General features: G+C 57.5%; 23 protein-coding genes and 3 pseudogenes. 19 read left to right on the plus strand and 7 right to left on the minus strand.

The genetic code is table 11. From position 1 onward, the window contains the following. From NI20_RS0103130 to NI20_RS0103140, 3 genes are all read left to right on the plus strand, one after another. On the plus strand, window positions 1–473 hold a 473-nt coding region (locus NI20_RS0103130), incomplete at its 5' end, for a hypothetical protein (RefSeq protein ID WP_206538565.1). After that, a complete protein-coding gene (locus NI20_RS0103135; protein ID WP_033120000.1) occupies window positions 460–1806 on the plus strand; it encodes an S-layer homology domain-containing protein in 1347 nt (448 codons plus the stop codon). The genes NI20_RS0103130 and NI20_RS0103135, both read left to right, overlap by 14 nt. 154 nt (window positions 1807–1960) lie before the next feature. Beyond that, window positions 1961–2593 carry an L-2-amino-thiazoline-4-carboxylic acid hydrolase gene (locus tag NI20_RS0103140; RefSeq protein ID WP_033120001.1) on the plus strand — a complete coding sequence of 211 codons (633 nt, stop codon included), beginning with the start codon at window positions 1961–1963 and terminating at the stop codon, window positions 2591–2593. A 54-nt stretch (window positions 2594–2647) separates the two neighbouring features. Here NI20_RS0103140 and NI20_RS0103145 read toward each other — a convergent pair whose 3' ends face one another. Further along, a complete protein-coding gene (locus NI20_RS0103145) occupies window positions 2648–3304 on the minus strand; it encodes a GTP pyrophosphokinase family protein (protein WP_052084394.1) in 657 nt (218 codons plus the stop codon). A gap of 281 nt (window positions 3305–3585) precedes the next feature. Here NI20_RS0103145 and NI20_RS0103150 point away from each other — a divergent pair, with 281 nt between their 5' ends. After that, the gene (locus tag NI20_RS0103150; RefSeq protein ID WP_033120002.1) at window positions 3586–4710 is read left to right on the plus strand and encodes an AI-2E family transporter; all 1125 of its coding nucleotides are present in this window, start codon (window positions 3586–3588) and stop codon (window positions 4708–4710) included. Window positions 4711–4757: 47 nt separating this feature from the next. Here NI20_RS0103150 and NI20_RS0103155 read toward each other — a convergent pair whose 3' ends face one another. Both NI20_RS0103155 and NI20_RS0103160 read right to left on the minus strand, forming a co-directional pair. Continuing rightward, window positions 4758–5024, minus strand: coding sequence for a metal-sensing transcriptional repressor (locus tag NI20_RS0103155; RefSeq protein WP_033120003.1), 267 nt, complete (start codon window positions 5022–5024; stop codon window positions 4758–4760). 4 nt (window positions 5025–5028) lie between these two features. Then, entirely contained in the window at window positions 5029–7623 is a 2595-nt protein-coding gene (locus tag NI20_RS0103160) for a heavy metal translocating P-type ATPase (RefSeq protein ID WP_033120004.1), read from the minus strand. 228 nt (window positions 7624–7851) lie between these two features. Here NI20_RS0103160 and NI20_RS0103165 point away from each other — a divergent pair, with 228 nt between their 5' ends. From NI20_RS0103165 to NI20_RS13765, 13 genes and pseudogenes are all read left to right on the plus strand, one after another. Continuing rightward, on the plus strand, window positions 7852–9237 hold the full coding sequence (locus NI20_RS0103165) for a phosphatidylserine/phosphatidylglycerophosphate/cardiolipin synthase family protein (protein ID WP_033120005.1): 1386 nt from the start codon (window positions 7852–7854) through the stop codon (window positions 9235–9237). 162 nt (window positions 9238–9399) lie between these two features. Further along, complete coding sequence (locus tag NI20_RS0103170) at window positions 9400–10092, plus strand: iron-sulfur cluster assembly scaffold protein (protein WP_033120006.1); 693 nt, start codon at window positions 9400–9402, stop codon at window positions 10090–10092. A gap of 18 nt (window positions 10093–10110) precedes the next feature. After that, window positions 10111–11109, plus strand: coding sequence for a GGGtGRT protein (locus NI20_RS0103175; RefSeq protein ID WP_033120007.1), 999 nt, complete (start codon window positions 10111–10113; stop codon window positions 11107–11109). Window positions 11110–11243: 134 nt separating this feature from the next. Beyond that, a complete protein-coding gene (locus NI20_RS0103180; RefSeq protein ID WP_033120008.1) occupies window positions 11244–11543 on the plus strand; it encodes a hypothetical protein in 300 nt (99 codons plus the stop codon). Further along, a complete protein-coding gene (locus NI20_RS15585) occupies window positions 11540–11782 on the plus strand; it encodes a zinc-ribbon domain-containing protein (protein WP_052084395.1) in 243 nt (80 codons plus the stop codon). Before NI20_RS0103180 ends, NI20_RS15585 begins: the two co-directional genes overlap by 4 nt. Before the next feature lie 12 nt (window positions 11783–11794). After that, window positions 11795–11935, plus strand: a pseudogene (locus NI20_RS15890) (hypothetical protein); the annotation flags it as partial. A 235-nt stretch (window positions 11936–12170) separates the two neighbouring features. Then, window positions 12171–12682: pseudogene (locus NI20_RS14460) on the plus strand (ATP-binding cassette domain-containing protein); the annotation flags it as partial. Window positions 12683–12938: 256 nt separating this feature from the next. Then, entirely contained in the window at window positions 12939–13382 is a 444-nt protein-coding gene (locus NI20_RS14005) for a hypothetical protein (RefSeq protein WP_156108545.1), read from the plus strand. Continuing rightward, the gene (locus NI20_RS14010) at window positions 13367–13612 is read left to right on the plus strand and encodes a hypothetical protein (RefSeq protein WP_242842909.1); all 246 of its coding nucleotides are present in this window, start codon (window positions 13367–13369) and stop codon (window positions 13610–13612) included. The genes NI20_RS14005 and NI20_RS14010 overlap by 16 nt, the downstream gene beginning before the upstream one ends. A 394-nt stretch (window positions 13613–14006) precedes the next feature. Then, window positions 14007–15263 (plus strand): serine/threonine transporter SstT, encoded by a 1257-nt coding sequence (gene sstT / locus NI20_RS0103200; RefSeq protein ID WP_081958360.1) that lies wholly within the window; start codon window positions 14007–14009, stop codon window positions 15261–15263. Between the two features lie 197 nt (window positions 15264–15460). Beyond that, window positions 15461–16219: a GAF domain-containing protein gene (locus NI20_RS0103205; RefSeq protein WP_033120011.1), complete on the plus strand. Its 759-nt coding sequence runs from the start codon at window positions 15461–15463 to the stop codon at window positions 16217–16219. Window positions 16220–16532: 313 nt separating this feature from the next. Then, window positions 16533–16757: pseudogene (locus NI20_RS15825) on the plus strand (sensor histidine kinase); the annotation flags it as partial. Between the two features lie 169 nt (window positions 16758–16926). Beyond that, window positions 16927–17709 (plus strand): ATP-binding protein, encoded by a 783-nt coding sequence (locus NI20_RS13765; protein WP_197055347.1) that lies wholly within the window; start codon window positions 16927–16929, stop codon window positions 17707–17709. A gap of 49 nt (window positions 17710–17758) precedes the next feature. On the opposite strand, the gene NI20_RS0103215 is transcribed toward NI20_RS13765, so the two are convergent. Beyond that, window positions 17759–18505, minus strand: coding sequence for an EAL domain-containing protein (locus NI20_RS0103215; RefSeq protein WP_081958357.1), 747 nt, complete (start codon window positions 18503–18505; stop codon window positions 17759–17761). Between the two features lie 144 nt (window positions 18506–18649). Here NI20_RS0103215 and NI20_RS0103220 point away from each other — a divergent pair, with 144 nt between their 5' ends. Beyond that, window positions 18650–19006: an Hpt domain-containing protein gene (locus NI20_RS0103220; RefSeq protein WP_033120013.1), complete on the plus strand. Its 357-nt coding sequence runs from the start codon at window positions 18650–18652 to the stop codon at window positions 19004–19006. Between the two features lie 48 nt (window positions 19007–19054). Here the strand turns inward: NI20_RS0103220 and cls are convergent, their stop codons facing one another. After that, entirely contained in the window at window positions 19055–20626 is a 1572-nt protein-coding gene (gene cls / locus NI20_RS0103225; protein WP_052084400.1) for a cardiolipin synthase, read from the minus strand. A gap of 200 nt (window positions 20627–20826) precedes the next feature. Here cls and NI20_RS0103230 point away from each other — a divergent pair, with 200 nt between their 5' ends. Beyond that, the gene (locus NI20_RS0103230; RefSeq protein WP_033120089.1) at window positions 20827–21204 is read left to right on the plus strand and encodes a DNA-deoxyinosine glycosylase; all 378 of its coding nucleotides are present in this window, start codon (window positions 20827–20829) and stop codon (window positions 21202–21204) included. 213 nt (window positions 21205–21417) lie between these two features. On the opposite strand, the gene NI20_RS0103235 is transcribed toward NI20_RS0103230, so the two are convergent. Beyond that, a complete protein-coding gene (locus NI20_RS0103235) occupies window positions 21418–22722 on the minus strand; it encodes a tyrosine-type recombinase/integrase (RefSeq protein WP_033120014.1) in 1305 nt (434 codons plus the stop codon). A gap of 3 nt (window positions 22723–22725) precedes the next feature. Beyond that, window positions 22726–22962, minus strand: a complete 237-nt coding sequence (locus NI20_RS0103240) for a helix-turn-helix domain-containing protein (protein ID WP_033120015.1) — start codon at window positions 22960–22962, stop codon at window positions 22726–22728. Window positions 22963–22990 lie beyond the last annotated feature (28 nt).

Below are 22990 nucleotides of genomic sequence, written 5' to 3' on the forward strand. Positions count from 1 at the left end.
AAAACCAAGTAAACCCAGCCCGCGGAGGCGGGCAAAAGATAAAGAAAACTTTAGGAGGTAATGGAATGAAACGGCGATTATTGGCAAGTATACTGTCGCTTGTCATGATGCTGATCCTGCTGTCAACGGCAGTTTGGGCAAGGGAAACGGGCAGTGGCGGCTCTCAGGAGACTGAGGATACCGCAAAACTCAAACCGCAGAGCGGTGAGGAGGGAACTCCCCATGAGACTGCGACGAGTAAGGAGCTTGATTTGGCTGATGGCTCCATTGTCATCACGGAGACTGGTTATACCCAGGACAACGCTGAAAGCGAAACTGCGTATACCGGCGAATACACCATCAGCGGTACGACCACCGAAAACACCATCACTGTCACCGGCGGCGATCACACGATCAAGCTGAACGGCGTGAATATCGATGTGTCGGGTATCCCTCGCTGGTTCCACGGTTTCCTTCATCATGGCGACTGCTGAGGGTGAGACCGGCACGGTCAAGCTGGTCTACGACGGTCAGACGTTCTTCACCACGGAGATTACTGTTGCGCAGAAGCCCTTGAGCAAAGATGATGTCACCATTACCGGTATCAACGACAAGTACCCCTCTCATGAGGCTGCCGAAGCTGCCAAGGACGGTATCGGTATTGTCTATGACGGCAAGAAACTGACCACAGACGACTACACTGTGTCCCGTGAGGATGGTATGTTTACCATTACCTTTGAGGGCAACTACTCCGGAACCGTGAAGCAGGACTACCAGGTAGAGACCGGCCTACCCACTGTCACCGTTTCCGACGCTACCTTTACTTACGACGGTCAGAATCACACCATCGTCGTTAACAACCCCAACAATGACGATGTGAAGTTTAGCCTGAGCCAGTCCGGTTACGGCGCACAGATCGAGAAGAAGGCTGCCGGTACTTATGTGATTTACTGGCAGGCTACGAAGGAGGATAAGAACGTTTCCGGCTCTGCTACCCTTGTAATCAACAAGGCAAAACTGACCATCAAGGCAGACAACCAGTCCATGTACGTCGGCGGCACGAAGCCCACGTTCACCTATACGGCCACGGGGCTTGTGAAGGGCGACACGCTGACGACTGCACCGACACTGACCTGCACGGCGGACGGTATGACGGTCGGCAAGTTCGATATCGTTCCCTCTGGCGCTGACGCCGGCGATAACTACGAGATCACCTATGTCAACGGTATGCTGACGGTCTCGCGCCGCCACAGCAGCCCGTCTTCCACCACCCCCGATCCCGAGCCGACACCGGACGACAGCAACAGCTTCTCCGACGTTCCCGCGAACGCGTACTTTGCAGACGTGGTGAAGTGGGCGGTCGAGAACGGCGTGACGAACGGCCTGTCCGACACGATGTTCGGCCCCTACGCGTCCTGCACGCGTGCGCAGATCGTGACGTTCCTGTGGCGCGCCGCCGGCAGCCCCGAGCCGAAGACCGCAAGCAGCTTCACGGATGTTCCCGCGAGCGCTTACTATGCGAAGGCTGTCGCTTGGGCGATTGAGAACGGAATCACGAACGGCATGACTGAGACGACGTTTGCCCCGAATGCGACCTGCACCCGCGGCCAGAGCGTGACGTTCCTCTACCGCGCGCTCGGCAAGAAGGTCGAGAGCAGCACGAGCTTCACCGACGTGAAGTCCGACGCGTTCTACGCCGACGCGGTCAACTGGGCAGTCGCGAGCGACGTGACGAACGGCACTTCTGCCACGACGTTCAGCCCCAACGCGGATTGCACGCGTGCGGAGATCGTGACGTTCCTGTATCGCGCCTATCAGGGCAAGTAAATCCAACTGAAAAAAGCGGCGGTTCATCAGAACCGCTGCTTTTTTGCGCCGCATTGACAAGCGCTCCCGCCCTCGGTATACTATGACCAAAAGCAAGACGGCAGTCAAAAATGCAGACGAGTTTGAGAGATTAAACTCGAAAAGGGGAGAGCAAATGAAGTATCTTGGAAAGCCTGCGGGCATGTGGGCGCTGTTTGCCGGATCGTTTGAAAAGCACCTGACGGTCGAATTCGACCTGACCGCGGAGCAGGCGAAGGACGTTGCGGCGCGTGCCAAAAAGAAATATCGCGAGATCATCGCGAAGCTGCCGGAATTTGACAAGCGCGACCGCTTCGAAATGAACATCGTCAACTGCGCGATGCTCGCCGCGTTTATCCTGTGCATGCCGCAGCGGCCGAACATCAAAACGCTGACGGACTACTACGCCGCGGCGATGATGACGCCTACGATGAAGGCTTTCTGCCGCGCGAGCGGAAAGAAAAAGTTCACGCCCAAGGACATCGAGGGCATGAAGGCGACGGCGAAGCTGCGCGCGGGCGATCACAACCCCTATTCGTGGAATATGGACTTTTTCGAGTACGAGGACGGCAGCGGCTACGAGGCGCGCTTCACGACCTGCGGCATCTGCACGCTGATGCAGGTGTTGGGGCTCTACGATCTGACGCCCGCGCTGTGCCATCTCGACTACACGATGAGCGACGCGGGCGGCGCGTCGGGTTTCGTGCGCGAGTACACGCTCGCCTCCGGCGGCCCCTACTGCGACTGCGGGTATCACAAAAAGCAGTGAAAAAACAAAAAGGATGCGTCTTTCGATGCATCCTTTTTCCTTTCTGTAGGGGACTCAATCTTCGTTGTAGGCATCCGAGGCCTTGATACGCTGGTACATGTCCTGCATCTGGCGGTCGATTTCAGCGATCTTGCCCGCGCATTCGAACATCTCCTCGTTGATGCCCTCGGGCAGCTTCGTTTTGTCGACCTTGTAGCGGATATCGTGCTCAAGGCTTGCCCAGAAGTCCATGGCGATCGTGCGCAGCTGGATCTCCGCCACGACGTATTCCGTCCGGTCGGAGAGGTAGACGGGCACCTTGATGTCCATGTGCAGCGAGCGGTAGCCGTTGTAGTTCGGCGTCTGGATGTAGTCCTGCTTTTTGACGATCTCCACATCCGTCTGCCGCGCCAGCATCTCGCCCACGCGGTAGACATCGTCGATGTAGCTGCAAACGACGCGCACGCCCGCGATGTCGTTGATGTTTTTTCGCGCGGACTCGATCGAGAGCGGCAGGCCGCGCTTGATGAGCTTGGCGACGATGCTCGATTGCGATTTGACGCGCCCGTCGATGTGATGAATGGGATTGCGTGCATAAAGAACATTGAATTCACTGTTGAGAATATTGAATTTCAACGTGAGCTGCCGAACCGCCGCGTCATAGAGATTCTGCATGACAAGAAAGTCATGCGGATCCTCGCAGAGTGCGGCGCCGTTCCCCGTTCGATTCATTCTGAGCCTTCCTTTCCATCGGAAGCGTCAACGCCCGCCCGATGAGCTTTTGTTCCTTTCAGTATAGCAGACGATCACCGCCGCGCCAAGGGGAGAAATGTTGATTTTCCGCAAAAGTCTGCGCGAAAAGAGCAGCGGGCGGGAAAAACTACCAAGCGACGGGCAAAAGAACTTGCAATGCAGCGCAAGCCATTCTATAATTAACCTGAAAGGATATGCACAGCGTTCGGCACTTCCGCTCCGGTGGCAGAGCGAACGCGCGGAAGGTGCAGAAAAGAACAATGGATAAAAAAGGAAAACAGCAATTTCTTCTGGTCGCGTTCGGCGTGGCGCTCTATGCCGCGCTGATGAATCTCAACGAAGTCGCGGCGTTTCTCACGAGGCTCGCTACCCTCTTCACGCCGGTGATCATAGGGTTATTGATGGCGTTTGTCCTCAGTGTGCCGATGCAGGGCATCGCAGGACGTTTGACGCGCCTGATGCCAAAGGCAAAGGAAAAACACATTGACCTTCTCAGCCTGCTGCTGACGCTTTTGTGCGTGGTCATCGTCGTGGTACTGCTGTGCGTTCTGGCGCTGCCGCAGCTTGCCGCGTCGCTCAAGAGCATCGGCACACTGGTCAGGGAGAACTGGCCGGACTGGGCGCGCCTTCTCTCGGATCACGGCGTGGATACAAGCGAGCTCACCGATCGCATCGCCGCGCTCGATTGGAAAACGGTGCTGGAAAAGGCGCTCACCGGCGCCGGCGCGCTGATCGACTCGGTGGTGGATCTTGCCGGTACCACAGTCTCGGCGGTGGCCAACGTCACCTTTGCCATCGTCATCATGTTTTATGTGCTGCTCGACCGGCGCAGCCTTGCTAAACAGAGCCGCAGACTCCTCTACGCCAACCTGAGCGAGCGAAAGGCCGATCAGGTCTGCCGCATCGCGCGCCTGACGCACACCTCCTACGCCCGTTTCCTGTCCGGGCAGTGCGTGGAGGTCGTGATCCTCGGCACGATGATCTTTCTCGCGTTCTCCCTGTGCGGCATTCCCTACGCGGGGCTGACCGCCGCGCTGACGGCGGCCTTCGCCTTTGTTCCCTACATCGGCGCGCTGGCCTCCTGCGCAATCGGCGTACTGCTGACGCTGCTTGCCCAGCCGGAGAAGGCGCTGCTGTGCCTGATCGTCTATCAGGCGGTGCAGTTCACGGAAAATCAGTTCATTTACCCGCATGTGGTTGGCAGCAGCGTGGGGCTTGCGCCGCTGTGGACGCTTCTTGCGGCATTGCTTGGCGGCAAGCTCTTCGGCCTTGTCGGTATTGTGTTTTTCATTCCCCTCACGGCGGTAGTACTCCAGCTCGTACATGAGCACACCGCACAGCAGCTTTCGGAAAAGAAACTCGACCGCGAGGATCTGATCGAATAACAAAAAAGGACGACAGCTATTTTTAGCTGTCGTCCTTTTTTGTGCGGTCACGACTGCGCCATGCGCTCGAGAAGCTGGAAGGCCTCTTCAAGCTTGGGGTCGATGTGGTCGGTCTGCAAAGCCTCGCGCACGCAACCTTCGATGTGCGCGCGCATGATCTGCTGGTTGGCGCTTTTGAGGAGCGACTGCGTGGCGAGAAGCTGGTTGGAGATGTCCACGCAGTAGCGGTCGTCGTCGATCATCTGCAAAATGCCGTCGAGCTGGCCGCGGGCGATTTTGAGCTTGCGGCGGACGGAATCACGATCGGCTCTCATGGCCTTAGCGGATGGAGACGGCCTGATAGCCCGCCTCATCGACTGCGGCCTTGAGCGCCGCGTCGGTCACGCTACCGTCCACGCTGACAGTGGCGGACTTGCTCTCAAGGTCGACCTTGGCCTCCTTCACGCCGGGGACGGCGGAAAGCGCCTGCTGGACGTGGTTCACGCAGTGCATGCAGGCCATGCCCTCAATGCTGATGACTTTTTCCATGTTCGTTTCTCCTTTTTCATTGTTACTTGCCATGGTGTGGCTGTTTGCTATCTCCACTCCGCTATCCGACGGAGAAGAAACCGTTTTGGGTGCCGCTGCCGCCGTGTGCTTGGCCTTGAACCAGCGCAGGCGCAGCGCATTGCTCACCACGAATACCGAGCTGAGGCTCATCGCGAGCGCGCCGAGCATCGGGTTCATCTTGAGCTGGGAGGCGGGGTAGAAGATGCCTGCCGCGATGGGAATGCCGATGGCGTTGTAGAAGAACGCCCAGAAGAGGTTCTGTTTGATGTTGCGGATGACCGCGCGGCTTAACTGCACGGCGGTCGAGACGTCGAGAAGATCGCTGCGCATCAGCACGATATCCGCCGACTCGATGGCAACGTCTGTGCCAGCGCCGATGGCGATGCCGACGTCTGCGCGCGCAAGGGCGGGCGCGTCGTTGATGCCGTCGCCGACCATGGCAACCTTCTTGCCGCCCTCCTGCAGGCGGCGGATCTCGCGCTCCTTATCCTGCGGCAGCACCTCGGCCACCACGCGGTCCACGCCGACCTGGCGGCGGATGGCCTCAGCGGTCTTGGCGTTGTCGCCCGTGAGCATGACGACCTCGATGCCCATGTTCGAGAGCTCGGCAATGGCCTGCGCGCTCGTGGGCTTGACGATGTCGGCCACGGCAATAAGGCCGATGAGCTTGCCGTCGAGAGCGAAGTAGAGCGGCGTCTTGCCGTCCTCGGCCAGCGCTTCGCCTTGTGCGAGCAGCTCACTGTTTTCGATGCGGTTTGCTTCCATCATGCGGCGGTTGCCGGCAAGGCAGAGCTGGCCCTCGACCTTGCCGCGGATGCCCTGACCGGGGATCTGCTCAAATTTGTCGACGGACAGGAACGTGAGCGATTCCTTCTCCGCCTCGGCCACGATGGCCTCGGAAAGCGGATGCTCGGAGAGCTTTTCGAGCGACGCGGCGACGGAGAGAAGTTTGTCCCTGCCGATGCCGCCGTCGGCGACGTCGGTGACGACGGGCTTGCCCTGCGTGATGGTGCCGGTCTTGTCGAGCACGACGGTGTTGACGCTGTGCGTCGTCTCAAGCGCTTCGGCGGACTTGATGAGGATGCCGTTCACCGCGCCGCGGCCCGTGCCGACCATGATGGCCGTCGGCGTGGCGAGACCCAGCGCGCAGGGGCAGCTGATGACGAGAACGGAAATACCGATGGACAGCGCAAATTCCACGCTGTGGTCCGTCAGCAGCCATGCTGCCGTTGCGATGACGGCGATCGTGATGACGACGGGGACGAACACGCCGCTGACCTTATCGGCGAGCTTGGCGATGGGCGCTTTGGAGCTCGTGGCCTCGTCCACAAGGCGTACGATCTGGGAAAGGGCGGTATCGTCGCCGACTTTGGTCGCGCGCATCTTGAAATAGCCGGATTTGTTGATGGTCGCGCCGATGACGCTGTCTCCCGCCTGCTTTTCGACGGGGATGCTCTCGCCCGTCAGCGCGGATTCGTCGACCGAGGACGTTCCCTCGAGCACGACGCCGTCGACGGGGACGCTCTCGCCCGCCTTGACGATCAGCACGTCGCCGAGTTGGACCTCCTCGACGGGGATGACGCTCTCGACGCCGTTGCGCTCGACCGTCGCGGTCTTGGGCGCAAGGTCCATGAGCTTCGTGATCGCGTCGGAGGTCTTGCCCTTGGCGCGGGCCTCCATCGTCTTGCCCATGGTGATGAGCGTCAGGATCGTGCCTGCGGACTCGAAGTACAGCTCCATCATATAGGTGTGCACCGTGTCCATGTCCATCTGGCCAAAGCCGATGCCGATCTTATAGATGGCGTAGATGCCGTACACGATGGCGGCGCTGGAGCCCAGTGCGATCAGCGAATCCATGTTCGGCGAGCGCTGCCACAGCGTCTTGAAGCCGACGATATAGTACTGGCGGTTGATATAGACGATGGGCAGCAGCAGCAAAAACTGCGTGAATGCGAACGTCATCGCATTTTCCATGCCGAGGAAGCACGCGGGCAGCGGCCAGCCCATCATGTGGCCCATCGAGAGATAGAACAGCGGGATGGTGAAGAGGAGCGAGAGGGCGAGACGCTTTTTCATGTCGCTGTACGCCTTCTGCGCGGCGCTGATGCCGCCCGTTTCAGCGGCCTTCGCGGCGGGCGCGCTGCCGGGCTTTGCATGCAGAGACGCACCGTAGCCCGCCTTTTCGACCGCGGCGATGATCTGCGCGGACGAAAGCTGGGATTCGTCGTATTCGACGACCATGCTGTTTTTCAGCAGGTTGACCGCGACCTGCTGCGCGCCCGGCTGCTTGGACACGGCCTTTTCCACGCGGCTGGAGCAGGCGGCGCAGCTCATGCCGGTCACGTCATAGGTTTCCTTTTTCAATTTGATTCCTCCTTCGGGACAAATACAATACCCGTGTGGGGTATTTTTAATTTGCCAACAGTATAGGTCGGAAATTGGAGGATTGTCAAGACCTCTTTTCGAGAAATTTCCGTTTGGGCGAAAGTTGCGGCGTTTCGGTCGGGAAAACTTACCGCCGCCGCGCCGCTGGACAGCTTGCATCCCTTATGATAAACTGACGGCATGAGTTTTATGATAAGCAGGTGAAAAATGAAGCAAAAACATATCTTGAAATGGCTGGGCATCGCGCTGGGCGTGTACCTTTTATATGGGGTGCTGACAGCCATTCTCGTCCCGCTGCCGCAAAAAGAGGCGACAGGGGAGCTGTGGAGCCAGTATGAAGCCCGATTGAGCGAGGACGCATCGCAGGAGCGCGTGAGGAGCATCGAGGATACGGACAGTGCGCTGCTCTGGCGCTTGCAGCTCATCGAGAGTGCGGAAAGGGAGGTCATCTTCTCGACCTTTGACCTGCGCGCGGACGGCAGCGGACAGGATTTGATGGCCGCGCTCTATGGCGCGGCGCAGCGCGGCGTGCAGGTGCGCGTCATCGTCGACGGGCTGAACGGTTTTCTGCATCTGCAAAACAGCGGCGTTCTCCGCGCCCTCGCGGCGGAGGAGAATGTGGAGGTGCGCTTTTATGATCCCATCGACCTGCTGCGCCCGTGGAAGCTCAACTACCGTCTGCACGACAAGTATCTGATCGCCGACGGGAGCAAATACATCCTCGGCGGAAGAAATTCGAACGATTTGTTCCTCGGCTCATATCAGGAGAACCAGAACATCGACCGCGACGTGCTCGTTGTGTCGGACGGGGGAGAGGGCAGCTCGGTCTCCCAGCTTTTGACGTATTTTAAAAGCGTCTGGTCGCAGCCGGAGAATAAAACCATCACAGGCAAGACGTCCTCGCAGACCGACGCGCTGCAGGAGCGCTACGCGGCGCTATGCACGGTGCATGGAAAAGAGCTTGCCGCCGTCGACTGGGAGGTGGAGACCGCGGCGGTCACGCATGTGAGCCTTCTCAGCGGCTCGCCGCGCGCGGAGGCGAAAGCGCCTGAGCTGTGGGACGCGCTTGTCCGCCTGATGGCGCAGGGCGATGACGTCCTGCTGCAAACGCCGTACATCATCTGCAACGACAAAATGTATAACGATTTGGAAGCACTTGCCGAGACGCGGCAGCTGCGCGTGCTGACGAATGCCGTTGAAAACGGCGCGAACCCGAGCGGCTGCTCGGACTACTTACGCGAAAAGCAAAATATTTTATCGCGCGGCGTCGACGTGTACGAGGCCGTCTGCGGCCAGTCGTTGCACACGAAGACGATTTTGATCGGGGATGATCTGAGCATCGTCGGCTCGTTCAACGCCGACATGCGCAGCGCGTATCTCGACACGGAGCTGATGCTCGTCATCGAGAGTGAGGAGGTCAATGCCGCGCTGCGGCAGGAGAGCGTACAGTACATCGACCAGAGCCGCCTCGCCCTGCACGACGGCGGCACGGAATACGGCGCGCGGTTTGAAGAAATGACGCTGCCTTGGGCAAAGCGCGCGCTGTATACAATTCTGAGCGTTGTCCAGCGCCCAATTCGCCACCTGCTGTAACGAAAAGTGCGGCATAGCGGAAAATGAGGGAAAGGAATACGGATTTTGCCCGTATTTCCGTTTTTTCACCTTGCAAAAGACGTTCGGGTTTGCTATGATAAAAAATAAGTATGGATACGTTCCGCTTTTTGTGGAGACAGAGGATAAGAAAGGAAGATCGTTATGATTTACACGACCGAAGTGCAGCATATGTGTCCCGTTGCGAAGGGCGCATATCACGGTCCGGCCCCGATCCCCGAAGAGGGCAAGTGGGTCCAGGCCAAGCAGATCGCCGATATTTCCGGCTTCACCCACGGCATCGGCTGGTGCGCGCCCCAGCAGGGCGCCTGCAAGCTGACGCTCAACGTCAAGGAGGGCGTCATTCAGGAGGCTCTGATCGAGACCATCGGCTGCTCGGGCATGACCCATTCTGCTGCCATGGCTTCCGAGATCCTGATCGGCAAGACCATTCTCGAAGCGCTGAACACCGACCTTGTTTGCGACGCCATCAACACCGCCATGCGCGAGCTGTTCCTGCAGATCGTCTACGGCCGCACCCAGTCCGCCTTCTCTGAGGACGGCCTTGCTGTCGGCGCGTCCCTCGAGGACCTCGGCAAGGGCCTTCGCTCCCAGGTCGGCACGATGTTCGCCACCGCCGAAAAGGGCCCCCGTTACCTCGAGATGGCCGAGGGCTACTGCTCCCGCGTCGCGCTCAACAAGGAAAACGAGGTCGTCGGCTACGAGTTCATCAACCTCGGCAAGATGATGGACTTCATCAAAAAGGGTATCGATGCGAACGAAGCGCTCGAAAAGGCCAAGGGTCACTATGGTCAGTGGGACAACGCTGCCAAGTACATCGACCCGCGTCAGGAATAAGGAAGGGAGGACGAAACAATGGCTTTATTTGAAAACTACGAGAGAAGAATCGACAAGATCAACGGCGTCCTCGCTCAGTACGGTATCTCTTCCGTCGAAGAGTGCCGCGAGATCTGCAAGGCCAAGGGCTTTGACCCGTATGAGATCGTCAAGGGCATCCAGCCCATCTGCTTTGAAAACGCCTGCTGGGCGTACACCGTCGGCGCGGCCATCGCCATCAAGTCCGGCGTGAAGTCCGCGGCCGAAGCCGCCAAGATGATCGGCGTCGGCCTGCAGTCCTTCTGCATCGACGGCTCCGTCGCCGAGGACCGCAAGGTCGGTCTGGGCCACGGCAACCTCGGTGCGATGCTGCTGTCCGACGAGTCGAAGTGCTTTGCCTTCCTCGCCGGTCACGAGTCCTTCGCCGCCGCTGAGGGCGCGATCGGCATCGTCCGCAACGCCAACAAGGCCCGCAAGGAGCCCCTGCGCGTCATCCTGAACGGTCTCGGCAAGGACGCCGCTCAGATCATCTCCCGCATCAACGGCTTCACCTATGTTCAGACCCAGTTCGACTACTTCACCGGCAAGCTGAACATCGTGCGCGAGATCCGCTACAGCGAGACCGAGCGCGCCGACGTCCGCTGCTACGGTGCTGACGACGTCCGCGAGGGCGTGGCCATTATGCATTCCGAGGGCGTGGACGTCTCCATCACCGGTAACTCCACCAACCCGACCCGCTTCCAGCATCCCGTCGCCGGCACCTACAAGAAAGAGTGCATCGAGCAGGGCAAGAAGTATTTCTCCGTCGCTTCCGGCGGCGGTACGGGCCGTACCCTGCACCCGGACAACATGGCTGCCGGTCCCGCCTCCTACGGTATGACCGATACCATGGGCCGCATGCATTCCGACGCACAGTTCGCCGGCTCCTCCTCCGTGCCCGCGCACGTGGAGATGATGGGATTCCTCGGCATGGGCAACAACCCGATGGTCGGCGCCACCGTCGCCGTGGCCGTCGCTGTTGCGGAGAGCCTGAAGTAAGAGGGAAAACCGCAGGGTTTGTCCTTCCAAGGTTCCAAAACCTGATTTTTCATCAAACATAAGCAGGAAGCACATCTTCCGCACGAAAATGCGGAAGATGTGCTTCCTGTTTTTGCGTTTTTGGAGGAAAAACCGTGAAGAAAATCAGGATGTGCTTCCCGAATGAGAAGACGTTCAGGGAAGGGTTCGAAGAGTATATTTTGGACTGTAAGGCCCGCAATCTGCGGGATGGAACAATCAACCATTATCAGGAATCCATCAAGCAGATTTACAAGCGAATCACACCAGATACGCTGATCTCTTCGATGTGTCAGCAAACCATGGCAAACTTCTATATTTCACTAAGGGATGACCCTAATTTGAATGAGGTTTCTATGGGAACATATGCGAGAGATTTGAAAACGCTGATGCGATTCTTTATCCAAGCGATGTGACTGCGGGCTCAAACCGCCCCGTATGGTGGCGATGCGAAAAAGGTCACGCCTACCGCACCATCATCGCGCAGCGCGTGCAGCGGGGCAACGGCTGTCCCTACTGCGCGAACCGCAAGGTGCTGGTAGGCTTCAACGACCTCGCGACCGTCCAGCCGCTCGTTGCCAAGGAGTGGCACGAATCACTCAACGGCGCGCTGACGCCGGAGATGGTGACCGCGGGCAGCCACAAAAAAGCATGATGGCAATGTCCTTACGGCCATGTGTGGAAAGCCGCCATCTACGCCCGCACCGGCGCGCAGCAAAGCGGCTGCCCCGTCTGCGCCGAGAAGACAAAAATCAGTAAACCCAGCCCGCGGAGGCGGGCAAAAGATAAAGAAAACTTTAGGAGGTAATGGAATGAAACGGCGATTATTGACAAGCGTACTGTCACTTGTAATTGTACTAAGTCTACTGTCAACGGCAGCGTAGGCAGTAGACGGGGAGGACGAGACCGGCAGCGATGACGGCGTCGTCCTCTATACGGGGTCTGAAAATACAGACCTTACGGACGAAGGTGAGGATGGCGAAGGTGCTGAACCCACGGCGGAAGGGCCGCAGTGGAACTTTGTACCTCAGTACGGGAACCTTATCCATGATTACAGCTATTATTTTAATAGTAGCTATAATAACGAGACAGAGGGCTATCCCGGCGTAACGGGATATAATCCCAAGAATGCAATCTCCCTTCGAGATAACAAGCTGCCGGATGAGGTCAATACAGTCGGCTTGGCACAGCGCTTTATCAATGCATATCCGCACGAGTTGGATGGCGGCCGCCGCCAGAGAATCGGCGTGGCGCGTGCTCTTGCAGTCAACCCGGAGTTTATCGTCTGTGATGAGCCGGTCTCAGCACTGGATGTTTCCATTCAGGCGCAGATCTTGAATCTGATGATGGACCTGCAGGACGAACTGGGACTGACATATGTCTTTATCACGCATGACCTGTCGGTCGTTAAGCACATTTCAGATGAGATTGCAGTGATATGTATTTGGGGCAGTGTGTGGAAAGAGTGCCCAGTAAAGAGCTGTTCCAGAATCCGCTGCACCCGTATACAAAGGCGTTGCTGTCAGCAATTCCCATCCCGGATCTTTCAACACGCGGAAGGAAGAAGCACCCTGTTCTTATTCGCCGGACGGAGAGTATCCCGTCATCAACCTGGAAAAGGGCGGCTTATATACGAGCTATTCAGGCACATGGGAAGAGAACACTGTGCTTCCCTGCATCCGCAGAATTGACGGCGGTACGGTTGGCAATGCGGTCCCCGGTAAGGCGGAAGCCGTTGTAGAAGGGATTTCAACAGATGAGATCGCAAGGGCTGCCTCCGCTATAGAAGAGCAGACTGGGATCGCTTTCAGATGGGAAGAAAAAATGGGCGCGTTGTGATCCGTGCGGAAGGCAAGAGTGCTCATGCCTCCACGCCTTGGGAAGGAAACAGTGCACTTACTGGCTTGCTGGCGCTGCTGATGCAGTTTCCCTTTGCCGACTGTGAGGGACAGCGCCGCCTGCGCGGATTGACAGAGCTGTTTCCGCACGGCGCATTTTACGGTGAGGCGGCTGGCGTGGCGCAGGCGGATGAATTGTCCGGCCGGTTGGTGCTGAGCTCCAACGTGCTTCATTATGCGGAAGGCGGTATGTCCGGCCGTATAGACTGCCGCGCGCCGATGTGTGCCAGCGAAGAGACTGTGCTTGAGGTTCTTCGTGAAAAACTGGCGGCTCATGGCTTGTATCTTCCGGAGAGCTGCAAAATGGTCCCCCCCATTACGTTCCGGAAAATAGTCCGTTTATCCAGACGCTTTTAGGCTGCTATGAGCAGGTCATGGGCGAACCGGGCAAGTGCCTTACCATTGGCGGCGGGACATATGCGCACTTTCTGAAAAATGACGTGGCGTTTGGCGCTTCCCGATTAGGTGTAGATTATCACATGCACGGTGCAAATGAGTACCTTGTGGTAGATGAGATCGTGCGAAGCGCGGAGCTGTTTGCGCTGACCATTGTTGCACTTTGCGGCGAACACGCTGAGCCGATGTAAAATGCGGTTATGTAAATAACACCCATCGGTATGATCCGATGGGTATTATTATTTGTGCTGTGTTTTTTGACAGACGAATCGGATTCTTGCAAAAATGCCCAAAGATGTCAATAGAATCCGTTCGCCTGCGCAAGAATTTTATGGCGTGCGGACAGAAAAGACTTTTTCGTGCTGCGAGACGGCGACAGACAGCAGATCTCATGGCGATAATGACGAATTTCTGTTATTGAAGTGTTTTTCGTAGGAATACATCTGTCCGCTTCTTGCAATTTTCTGCACATAAAGATATAATAAAGGCCGTTAGTGAAAGCGCCTTTGCGGCCTGAGCAGAGAGAAGAGGATCGTAAGAGCGTTAGATTTTGAAAAGAAAGAAGATGCCCCTATGAATCCCTTTATGAAGACCCTTAAAAAAATTGCCGCCGCGTATAACGGCGTCAGCCTGATTTTGCGCATCGCGATCGGCCTTGTCGTCGGCGTGATCCTGGCGCTGGTCTGTCCCGGCGCGACGTGGTTACAGGAACTTGGCAACCTGTTTGTCGGCGCGCTCAAGGGCATTGCCCCCGTGCTGGTGTTCGTCATCGTGGCGAGCGCGCTGGCGCAGGGCTCGTCCAAGCTCGACCGCCGCTTCGGCACGGTCGTGTGGCTCTACATGCTTACGACGTTCGTCGCCGCGGCGCTGAGCGTTGTGACCAGCATGCTCTTCCCGCAGACGCTCCTGCTGGCCGAGGCCGCTGAGGCCGAGGTCATCCCGCAGGGCCTTGGCGAGGTCATGCACACGCTGCTGTCCAACATCGTCTCGAACCCCATCTCCGCCATTATGAACGGCAACTACATCGGCATTCTGATGTGGGGCTGTCTCTTCGGCGTGGCGATGAAGAAGCTCGGTGCGGACTCGACGAAGGTCTTCCTCAGCAACACGGCGGACGCGGTGTCCACCATCGTGCGCTGGATCATCAATTTGGCACCGTTCGGCATCATGGGCCTTGTGTTCACGAACGTTGTGAGCAACGGCCTTGCGATCTTCACCCAGTACGGCAAGCTCCTGCTGCTTTTGGTCGGCACGATGCTCTTCATGGCGCTTGTCATCAACCCCATCATCATCTGCATCTATCTGCGCTGCAATCCCTATCCGCTGGTGTTCCGCTGCCTGCGTGAAAGCGGCCTGACGGCGTTCTTCACCCGCTCTTCCGCAGCGAACATCCCCGTGAACATGGCGATGTGCGAAAAGCTCGGCTTGGACAAGGACTTCTACTCCGTCTCTATCCCCCTCGGCGCGACGATCAACATGGACGGCGCGGCCATCACCATCACCATCATGACGCTGGCCGCGGCCAATACGCTGGGTATGCAGGTCTCGCTGCCCGCGGCGATTTTGCTCTCGATCATGTCGGCCCTCGGCGCGTGCGGCGCTTCCGGCGTGGCGGGCGGCTCGCTGCTGCTCATCCCGATGGCGTGCTCGCTGTTCGGTATCTCGAACGACATCGCGATGCAGGTCGTCGGCGTCGGCTTCATCATCGGCGTCATTCAGGACTCTGTCGAGACCGCGCTCAACTCTGCGGGCGACGTCGAGTTCGCCGCGACGGCCGAGTATCACCAGTGGCTCAAGCAGGGCAAGTCCCTGCCGGAATTCCTCGGCGGCAAGAAGAAGTAAAGCGGCAGAGTGTGAAAACAAATATAAGTGCGCCGGCTCAACGAGCCGGCGCTTTTTTGTGCGGCGATGCCGAACGATCGACGGGAGGGACAACTTCGTTTTTACTTTCGAACTACTCCATGCTATAATAAACAAACTTTGACCAATTTTGCATATTTATGACAGGTATCGAAAGCTGCCGCAAAGGAGACAAGCGCATGAAGCAAGCAGAACATCCGCCCGCGACCGCAGGGGCGAGCATTGCGGCAGAATACAGCCTTGCGCTCATCGATCAGCTCGCGCGTATCGACCGTACGTGCAGCAAGGAGGAGATGGACGAGTTGGTTTATCGCCTGCTGAGTCTGATCGGCGAGGCCATGCAGTCTGACCGCGTGTTTCTCTTCGAGCGGCTGGAGGGGACGGCGGAGGCCTATTGCAACACCTTTGAGTGGTGCGCGAACGGCGTCGCGCCGCAGATCGACAACCTGACGGAGATCGTTCCCGCGGATATGCCGTACTGGCTCAAGGTCTTCGGCCGCGGCGAGACGATCGTTATTCCGAATATTGAAGACGTGAAAACGCTGATGCCGAGCGAGTACGAGCTCCTGAAGGCGCAGAGCATTCGCTCCGAGATCGCGGTGCCGGTTTTTTACCGCGGCAGCCTGAGCGGCTTTTTCGGCCTTGACAATCCGCAGCGGGCGATGACGGACAATAAGCTCCGCATGCTCGCCTTTGTCGGCGGACACCTCGGCAGCGCGCGGGAGAACCTGCGCATGCTGACGCTGCTGGAAGAAAAGCAGAAGTCACTCGAGCAGAACTTGCAGGCCGTGAAGCTTGAGCAGCAGATGCTCAAGGTGCTCTGCAAGGACAGCACGTCCGTCTACCGCGTGGATCTGATGAACGACCGGGCTGAGATCGTCAAGATCGAGGAGCACTCCAACTCCGCGGGCGACCTGCTCCCGTACGGGCCATTATGAGGAGACTGCAAGCGAGCGGCAGATGCACCGGCTGACCGGACACAGCGGCAGAGCGAGCGTCCACATGAGTGAAATGAGCAAGCAGAGCATCGTGCCGGAGTATCTGCCCTATGTTGAACCGTTTTTTGATCTTTCGACGCTCGCGGAGAGACTGCGGCACGAGGATTCCGTGATGCTCGAATACCCCGTGAGGGACGGCAACTGGCATCTTGCGCGCTTCATCGTGCAGACGCGCGGGAAAAATGGCGAGGCGGAGCAGGTGCTGTTCGCGATGCGCCTTTACAGCGAAGAAAAGCGCCGCGAAAAGGACCTGATGAGCGCGGCAGATGCGGCACGCCGCGCGAACGAGGCAAAGTCCGAGTTCCTCTCGCGCATGTCGCACGACATCCGCACGCCGATGAACGTCATCATGGGCTTTACGAACATCGCCTTACAGCATGCGGACGACCCGGGGAAGATGAAAGAGTGCCTGGAAAAGATCCGTGTCAGCGGCGGCAATTTGCAGGAGCTCATCGACGATGTGCTGGATATCTCGCGCATCGAGAGCGGGGAGTTCAAGATCGTCTCGCGGCCGGTGAAGCTGCCGGAGCTGTTTGACTTCTACTGTCAGGCCATCGCGGGCATGGCGGAGGCGAAAAACATCCGCTTTTCGGGGAAGCTGCACGACATTTCCCACAATGTGCTGCTCTCCGACCAGATCCGCCTATATGAACCTGCTCTCAAACGCCATCAAGTATACGCCGGAAAACGGCGATGTGAAGTTAGAGGTCTACGAGGAAAAGCTTGCCGAGAGCGGCAAGGTCCGCCTTGTCCCGGTCGTGAGCGACACGGGCATCGGCATGACGCCGGAGTTCATGGAGCAGATGTATTCGGCCTTTTCCCGCGCGGTCGACACGCGCGTCAACAAGGTGCGCGGCAGTGGCCTCGGCCTTGCCATTGTGAAAAAGATCGTCGACCTGATGGGCGGTGCGATCGAGGCTGAGAGCAAGGTCGGCAAGGGCACGACATTCCGCGTGACGCTCGACCTGCCCGCCGCGGCGGACGACGCCGAGACCGAAGAGCACACCGAGACGGCCATCACGCTGCCGGAAAAGCCGCTCACCGTGCTCGTGGCCGAGGACAACGACGTAAACTACGAGATCACCGCCGAGCAGCTGCGCGGCTACAGGGTGCACTGTGTGCGCGCTGTGAACGGGCAGGACTGCTTACAGCGGATCGAGCAGGCCGCGCCAGACGAGTTCGATGCGATCCTGATGGACATGCAGATGCCGGTGATGAACGGCCTAGAGGCGACTGCCGCCATCCGAAAGCTCGACAGCGAGACGGCGAAGCACATCCCCATCATCGCCCTCACAGCCAACGCCTACCATGAGGACATTCAAAAATGCCTCGCCGCGGGCATGAACGCCCACCTCTCCAAGCCCATCAACATCGACTGCGCGGTGCGCACGATCATCGAATGCGCCCGCACGGCGAAAGAGAACGGATAAAAGAAAAAGGCTCACGAAAGCAATGCTTTCGTGAGCCTTTTTGCGATATTTACTGCTTGTCGCCGCCAAATATCGAAATTTGACTCTCATCGCTCTGGCTGTGTATCTCGGCGATGACGGCAAGACTTTCTTCGCTCGCGCCGCCGGGTTCGACCTGCGGCATCGCGAGGAAGAAGCCCTGCAGAAGGTCGACGCCGAGCGACAGCACGGTGCGTACCTCGTCCGCGGTCTCAAGGCCCTCGGCCACGACCTTCATGCCGCGCTGGTGCGCGTAGGATACGGTGTTCGACACGATCTGGCGCTTGTTGGCGTCGGTGTCGATGTCGCGGATGATGGAAAGGTCGATCTTGATGTAGTTGGGCGAGAGCTCGAGAAGGCTGCGCTCGTTGCTGTAGCCGCTGCCGTAGTCGTCGAGCGCGAACGCACCAGAGCTGCCACGGATCGTCTGCTTGATGCGCAGCGCCTTGGGGTCGAGCACCTCTTCCTCCGTGATCTCAATGACGATGCGCGGCAGGATCGAGGCGTAGCGCGCGGAGTATTCCGAAAGCTCATCGGGCGTTAGATACTGGCTTGCAATCGAATTGACGAACAGCAGCGCGCTGGGCACGATCTTACCGGCGTTTTCAAGCGCCTGATATGCACTTGACGCACGGAAGAACGTGATGCGCTCGACCTCGTGCAGGCAGTTTTCCTCGCGCGCGAGGCGTAGCACGTCAGCAGGGGAGTGCAGCGTGGGAAGATCCACGCGCATGAGCGCTTCATAGGCAAAAACGCTGCCGTCTTTTGCGTCGATAATATCCTGAACTGCACATCAGCGCGAGCATCGGCGGCGCGTTCGCGGCGGGACGCATCTCAAGAACGATCCGCAGGGCGGACCTTGCGATGTATCAGGCCAAATTGAAAAAGGATTGCGTAGCAATCTATCGAGAGGCGAAAGAACGTGAAACTTGACGAATTTTTCCGCTGCGTCGGCGGCGACTACGGCGAAGCCAAGGCGCGTTTTCAGAACGACGAGCGCATCGTGCGCTTCCTTAATATGTTCCCGGGCGACGACAGTATGCAGAACCTGAGAAACGCGATGAACGCGGGCGACACGCCTACGGCGTTCCGCGCGGTGCACACGCTCAAGGGTGTGGCGCTGAACCTTGGCCTCGGCTCGCTCGCCCACGCCAGCTCTCAGATGACGGAAGCGCTGCGCGGTCAGGATTCGATGCCTGAAAGCGTACAGCCGCTCTATGAGGCGGTGCAGAAGGAGCACACTGCCGTGTGCAGCGCGCTCGAGCAGCTCGAAAAGTAATTGAGAAGTAAAAAAGTCGAAACCTTTCGGTTTCGACTTTTTTACTTCTTACAGCAGCGGGGCGATGATGCGCATGCCGGGGCCGATGAGCTTTCGCATAAACGGGTCGTTTTTGAGAAGCTCAGCGTCCGCGCGGACGCACTTGGCGAGCGTCTGCTGGAAGTCTTGCTCAATTTTTGGGACTTCGGGGGACGCATAGAGGTACGTGCCGCATTCAAAGTGGTGGTACAGGCTGCGGTAGTCCAGATTGATCGTGCCGACGGTCGCCTTGCAGTCATCGCTGACGAAGACCTTCGCGTGAACGAAGCCCGGCTCGTACTCATAAATTTGTACACCGTTTTCAAGCAGCCTGCGGTAATACGTATGCGCGAGCGAGAAGGCGATCTCCTTGTCGGGCACGTGCGGCAGAATGAGCTGCACCTCCACGCCGCGGCGCGCGGCATAGGTCAGCGCCGTGATCATCTCGTTGTCGATGATGAGGTACGGCGTCATGATGTGCACATAGCGGTTGGCGCGGTTGATGATGTCCATATACACCATCTCGCCGACAAGGTCGCGGTCGAGTGGGCTGTCGCCGTAGGGGATGACGTAGCCCGGCTCCTTTTCGCGCACCGGCTGCGGCACGTCGAGATACTTGCTGTAGACTTCGGGCGTAAAGTGCACGGAGCTGACGTTCCACATCTGCAAAAACATCAGAGTCAGGCTGCGCACGGCGTCGCCGCGCAGGGCAATGGCTGTATCCTTCCAGTGGCCGAGGCGCGAGGTGCGGTTGATGTACTCGTCGGAGAGGTTGATGCCGCCTGTGAAGCCGATCTTGCCGTCGATGACCATGATCTTGCGGTGGTCGCGGTAGTTGTAGTGCGTGGAGACAAACGGGCGCAGCGGCGCGAACATCTTGCAGGCAATGCCGAGCTTTTCGAGCTTTTCGGGGTAGGAATAGGGCAGCAGCGCGACCGCGCAGGTGCCGTCGTACAGCACGCGCACCTCGACGCCCGCGTTGACCTTTTCCTTGAGAATTTCAAGGATGCGGCCCCACATGTAGCCCTCCCTGACGATGAAATACTCGAGGAAGATGAAGTGCTCGGCCTTTTGGAGCTCGTCGCACATGACCTCGAACGCATCGTCGCCGAGGGGGAAGTATTGCGCCTGTGTGTTTTGATAGCAGGGGAAGCCGCAGGAATTCAAGTAGGAGGCAAGGCTTTGGAGCTCCTCCGGTAATTCCTCCTTGGAACACGCGCTTTCCGAGGGGGCGAAGTGCTCCGTCTGCGACAGGATGTCGTTGTAGCGGCGGATCATCAGCCGGTGGCCGAGGTCCGTCTTGATGTAAACGTACAGGATCAAGCCGAACACCGGCAGCACCGCGAGGATGAAAAACCACGTGAGCTTGATGGTCGGGTTGTCGTCGTTGCCGAACAGAAACAGCACGACTGCCGCCGACAGCAGCGTGTTGCCGCCCCAGAAGTAGGGCAGAAAGCCCTCAAGCTTGTAAAAGGCGGCAAAGAGGAACAAGATCTGCACGATCAGCGAAACGATGATGATGCCCGTGCGGCCGAAGATGATCTGCAGAAGGCCTCGTTTGCCCTTTTCTAAAAGGAGAATGTGATTGTCGTCGTCTTTCATAGATGTCCTTTCTCAAAGATGACCGTGCCCACGCGGGGCAAGGCACCTACATTTAATATATATCTACTTTATCATAACATGACTTTGCCGAAAAGCCAACCCATTTCCGCAGCGAAGCGTACGCAGACGGAGGAAACGGGACTTGGCGATTTGATGTTCCTGTGTTAAAATGGCGAAAAAGGTAGAAAGGGGACGAGAAAATGGAGCTTAAGACGCAGGTCCATAATATTCTGCCGCTGTATGACGAAAAGTCGCGCGTGCTGATCCTGGGCTCGTTCCCGTCGGTTAAGTCAAGGGAGGCGGCGTTCTTCTACGCGCACCCGCAGAACCGCTTCTGGCCGACGCTCGCCGCTGTTCTGGGCGAGGAAACGCCGAAGACGGTCGAAGAGAAGAAAGCGATGGTCCTGCGCCGCGGCGTCGCCATGTGGGACACCATCGGCTCATGCGAGATCGTGGGATCGTCGGATGCGAGCATCACGAACGTTGTGCCGAACGATCTGTCTGTCATTTTGGATGCGGCGGACATTCAGGCCATCTTCTGCAATGGCGGCACGTCCTACGCCTGCTATAAAAAATAGTAGAATTTTTCTCTCTGCCGCAAGATGATTTTAGGTCGGTTGAGGGATTAGAAAACGCCGGAAACCCGCATAAACTCTATGTTTTTGCGCGTTCTCGGCGTTTCTTTTATCGCCTGTGTTAGTGGTGCTTTTTCGGTAAATGGTGCCCAAATGGTGCCCAAATCCCACGCGGGGCTATAAAACGGTATAAGAAGCGGTAAAGAGATACAGCGGTTAAAGCTCTAAATCGCTGCTCTTTTTCTTTGCCGCGCTCTTTGCTTTCTTCGGCTCGGCTTTCTCTGCCTTTGCCGGGTCTGCCTGTTTGACCGCCCCATGATAAGCGTCTAAGACTTCTTTTTTGCGTTCAAGCCGCACGTCCACATAACGGGCGGTAACAGCTTCAAAGTTCATAGACAGCCCAAGCGATACGCCGATACCCGCAAGTGTATGTCCTAACACTTCGCCTACGGTGTAGAAGTCGCCTGTCAGTTGGTGCATATTTGTAGCTGCTGTATGGCGCAAATCGTGAAAGCGGATATGCGGCATATCCAAATCTTCAAGCAGCTTTCCAAACTGGGAAGATACCCACGACGCGGAGATAGGGGAACCGTCCGGCTTCGCTACAACAAGGTCATTGTCATAGTAAGGCTTTCCGTCCTTTTCTGCCTGTTCGCGCTGCGCTTCCTGCATAGCAAACTGTTTGAGAAAGAACGGGCGGGCAAGCTCTGTGATAGGCAGCTTTCGCCCGTTGGATTTCGGCGGTGCCATTTCCTCAATGACTTTTGTTTTTGGCGGTACCTTAAAGGGTAGCTGCTCGGAAACGTCAAAGGTGTTGTTTTCCAAATCCACATTGCGCCAACGCAAGCCCAGGATTTCAGAACGGCGCATACCGTAAAGCCCGCCTAAGATAACGGGCATTTCCCAAACGGTACCCTCGACGCGCTGCATAAGGGCTTTTACCTGTTCCGGCGTGTACGGGTCGGGGGTCTTGTCGCTCTTTCCAAACTTCGTAAGCGTGTCCTTTGCTGCGTTTGTTTCGATATAGCGGTATTTCCGGGCATGGCTCAACGCCACGCTCAAAACACGCTTTGCCCCGGCTGCGGTGGACGGTTTCAAGCCTTTGTCAATAATCTGCTGAAACATTTTGTCTACCATAGCGGGGGTAAGCTGATTAAGGGCAACGCCGCCGATATATGGTGTGATGTAGTTTGCAATCGTTCTTTTGTACCCGTCGTAAGTAGAGGGGCGCAAGTTCACTCTTGCATAGCTTTCTACCCATTCATTCAGATAGCTTGCAACGGTCTGTTTCCGCTGTGAAGCGATAGACGCAATCTGTCCCGGATTATGGAGCTTTGCTTTCATCTCTGCTTCATGCTGCGTTGCTTCCTTTTTTGTTGGAAAGCCCTTTTTTGAATAGGTTTTCTTTTCCCCATTCGGGGCGGTGTACTTTATATTCACGTCGTAAACTGTACCCGGCCGCCCGGTCAGTACGCCGTTGCTGTCGCGTTTATTCTTAACCTGCCTTGTTGATATAGCCATAGCTTAACCTCCCTGTCGTGCCGGGGGCTTCGCTGTCGTCTTTGCCCTGTGGTACCAGTCCCAGATTGCAGCGTCAGCTATCAAACGACGGTTTCCATTTTGTATATATTCAAGCTCGCCACTATCCATAAGCTCGCGCAGTTTATTTTCCCCGATACCGCTAATCTTGCTCATTTGCTCAACGGTCTTTAACATAGGGAATACAGGGATAGCGGGGCTTGCTGTTTCCTTTTTTGCCATAGGAAAATACCCCCTTTCATAAATGGCT

The organism is Oscillibacter sp. ER4, assembly GCF_000765235.1.
Taxonomy (GTDB): Bacteria; Bacillota; Clostridia; order Oscillospirales; family Oscillospiraceae; genus Hominicoprocola; species Hominicoprocola fusiformis.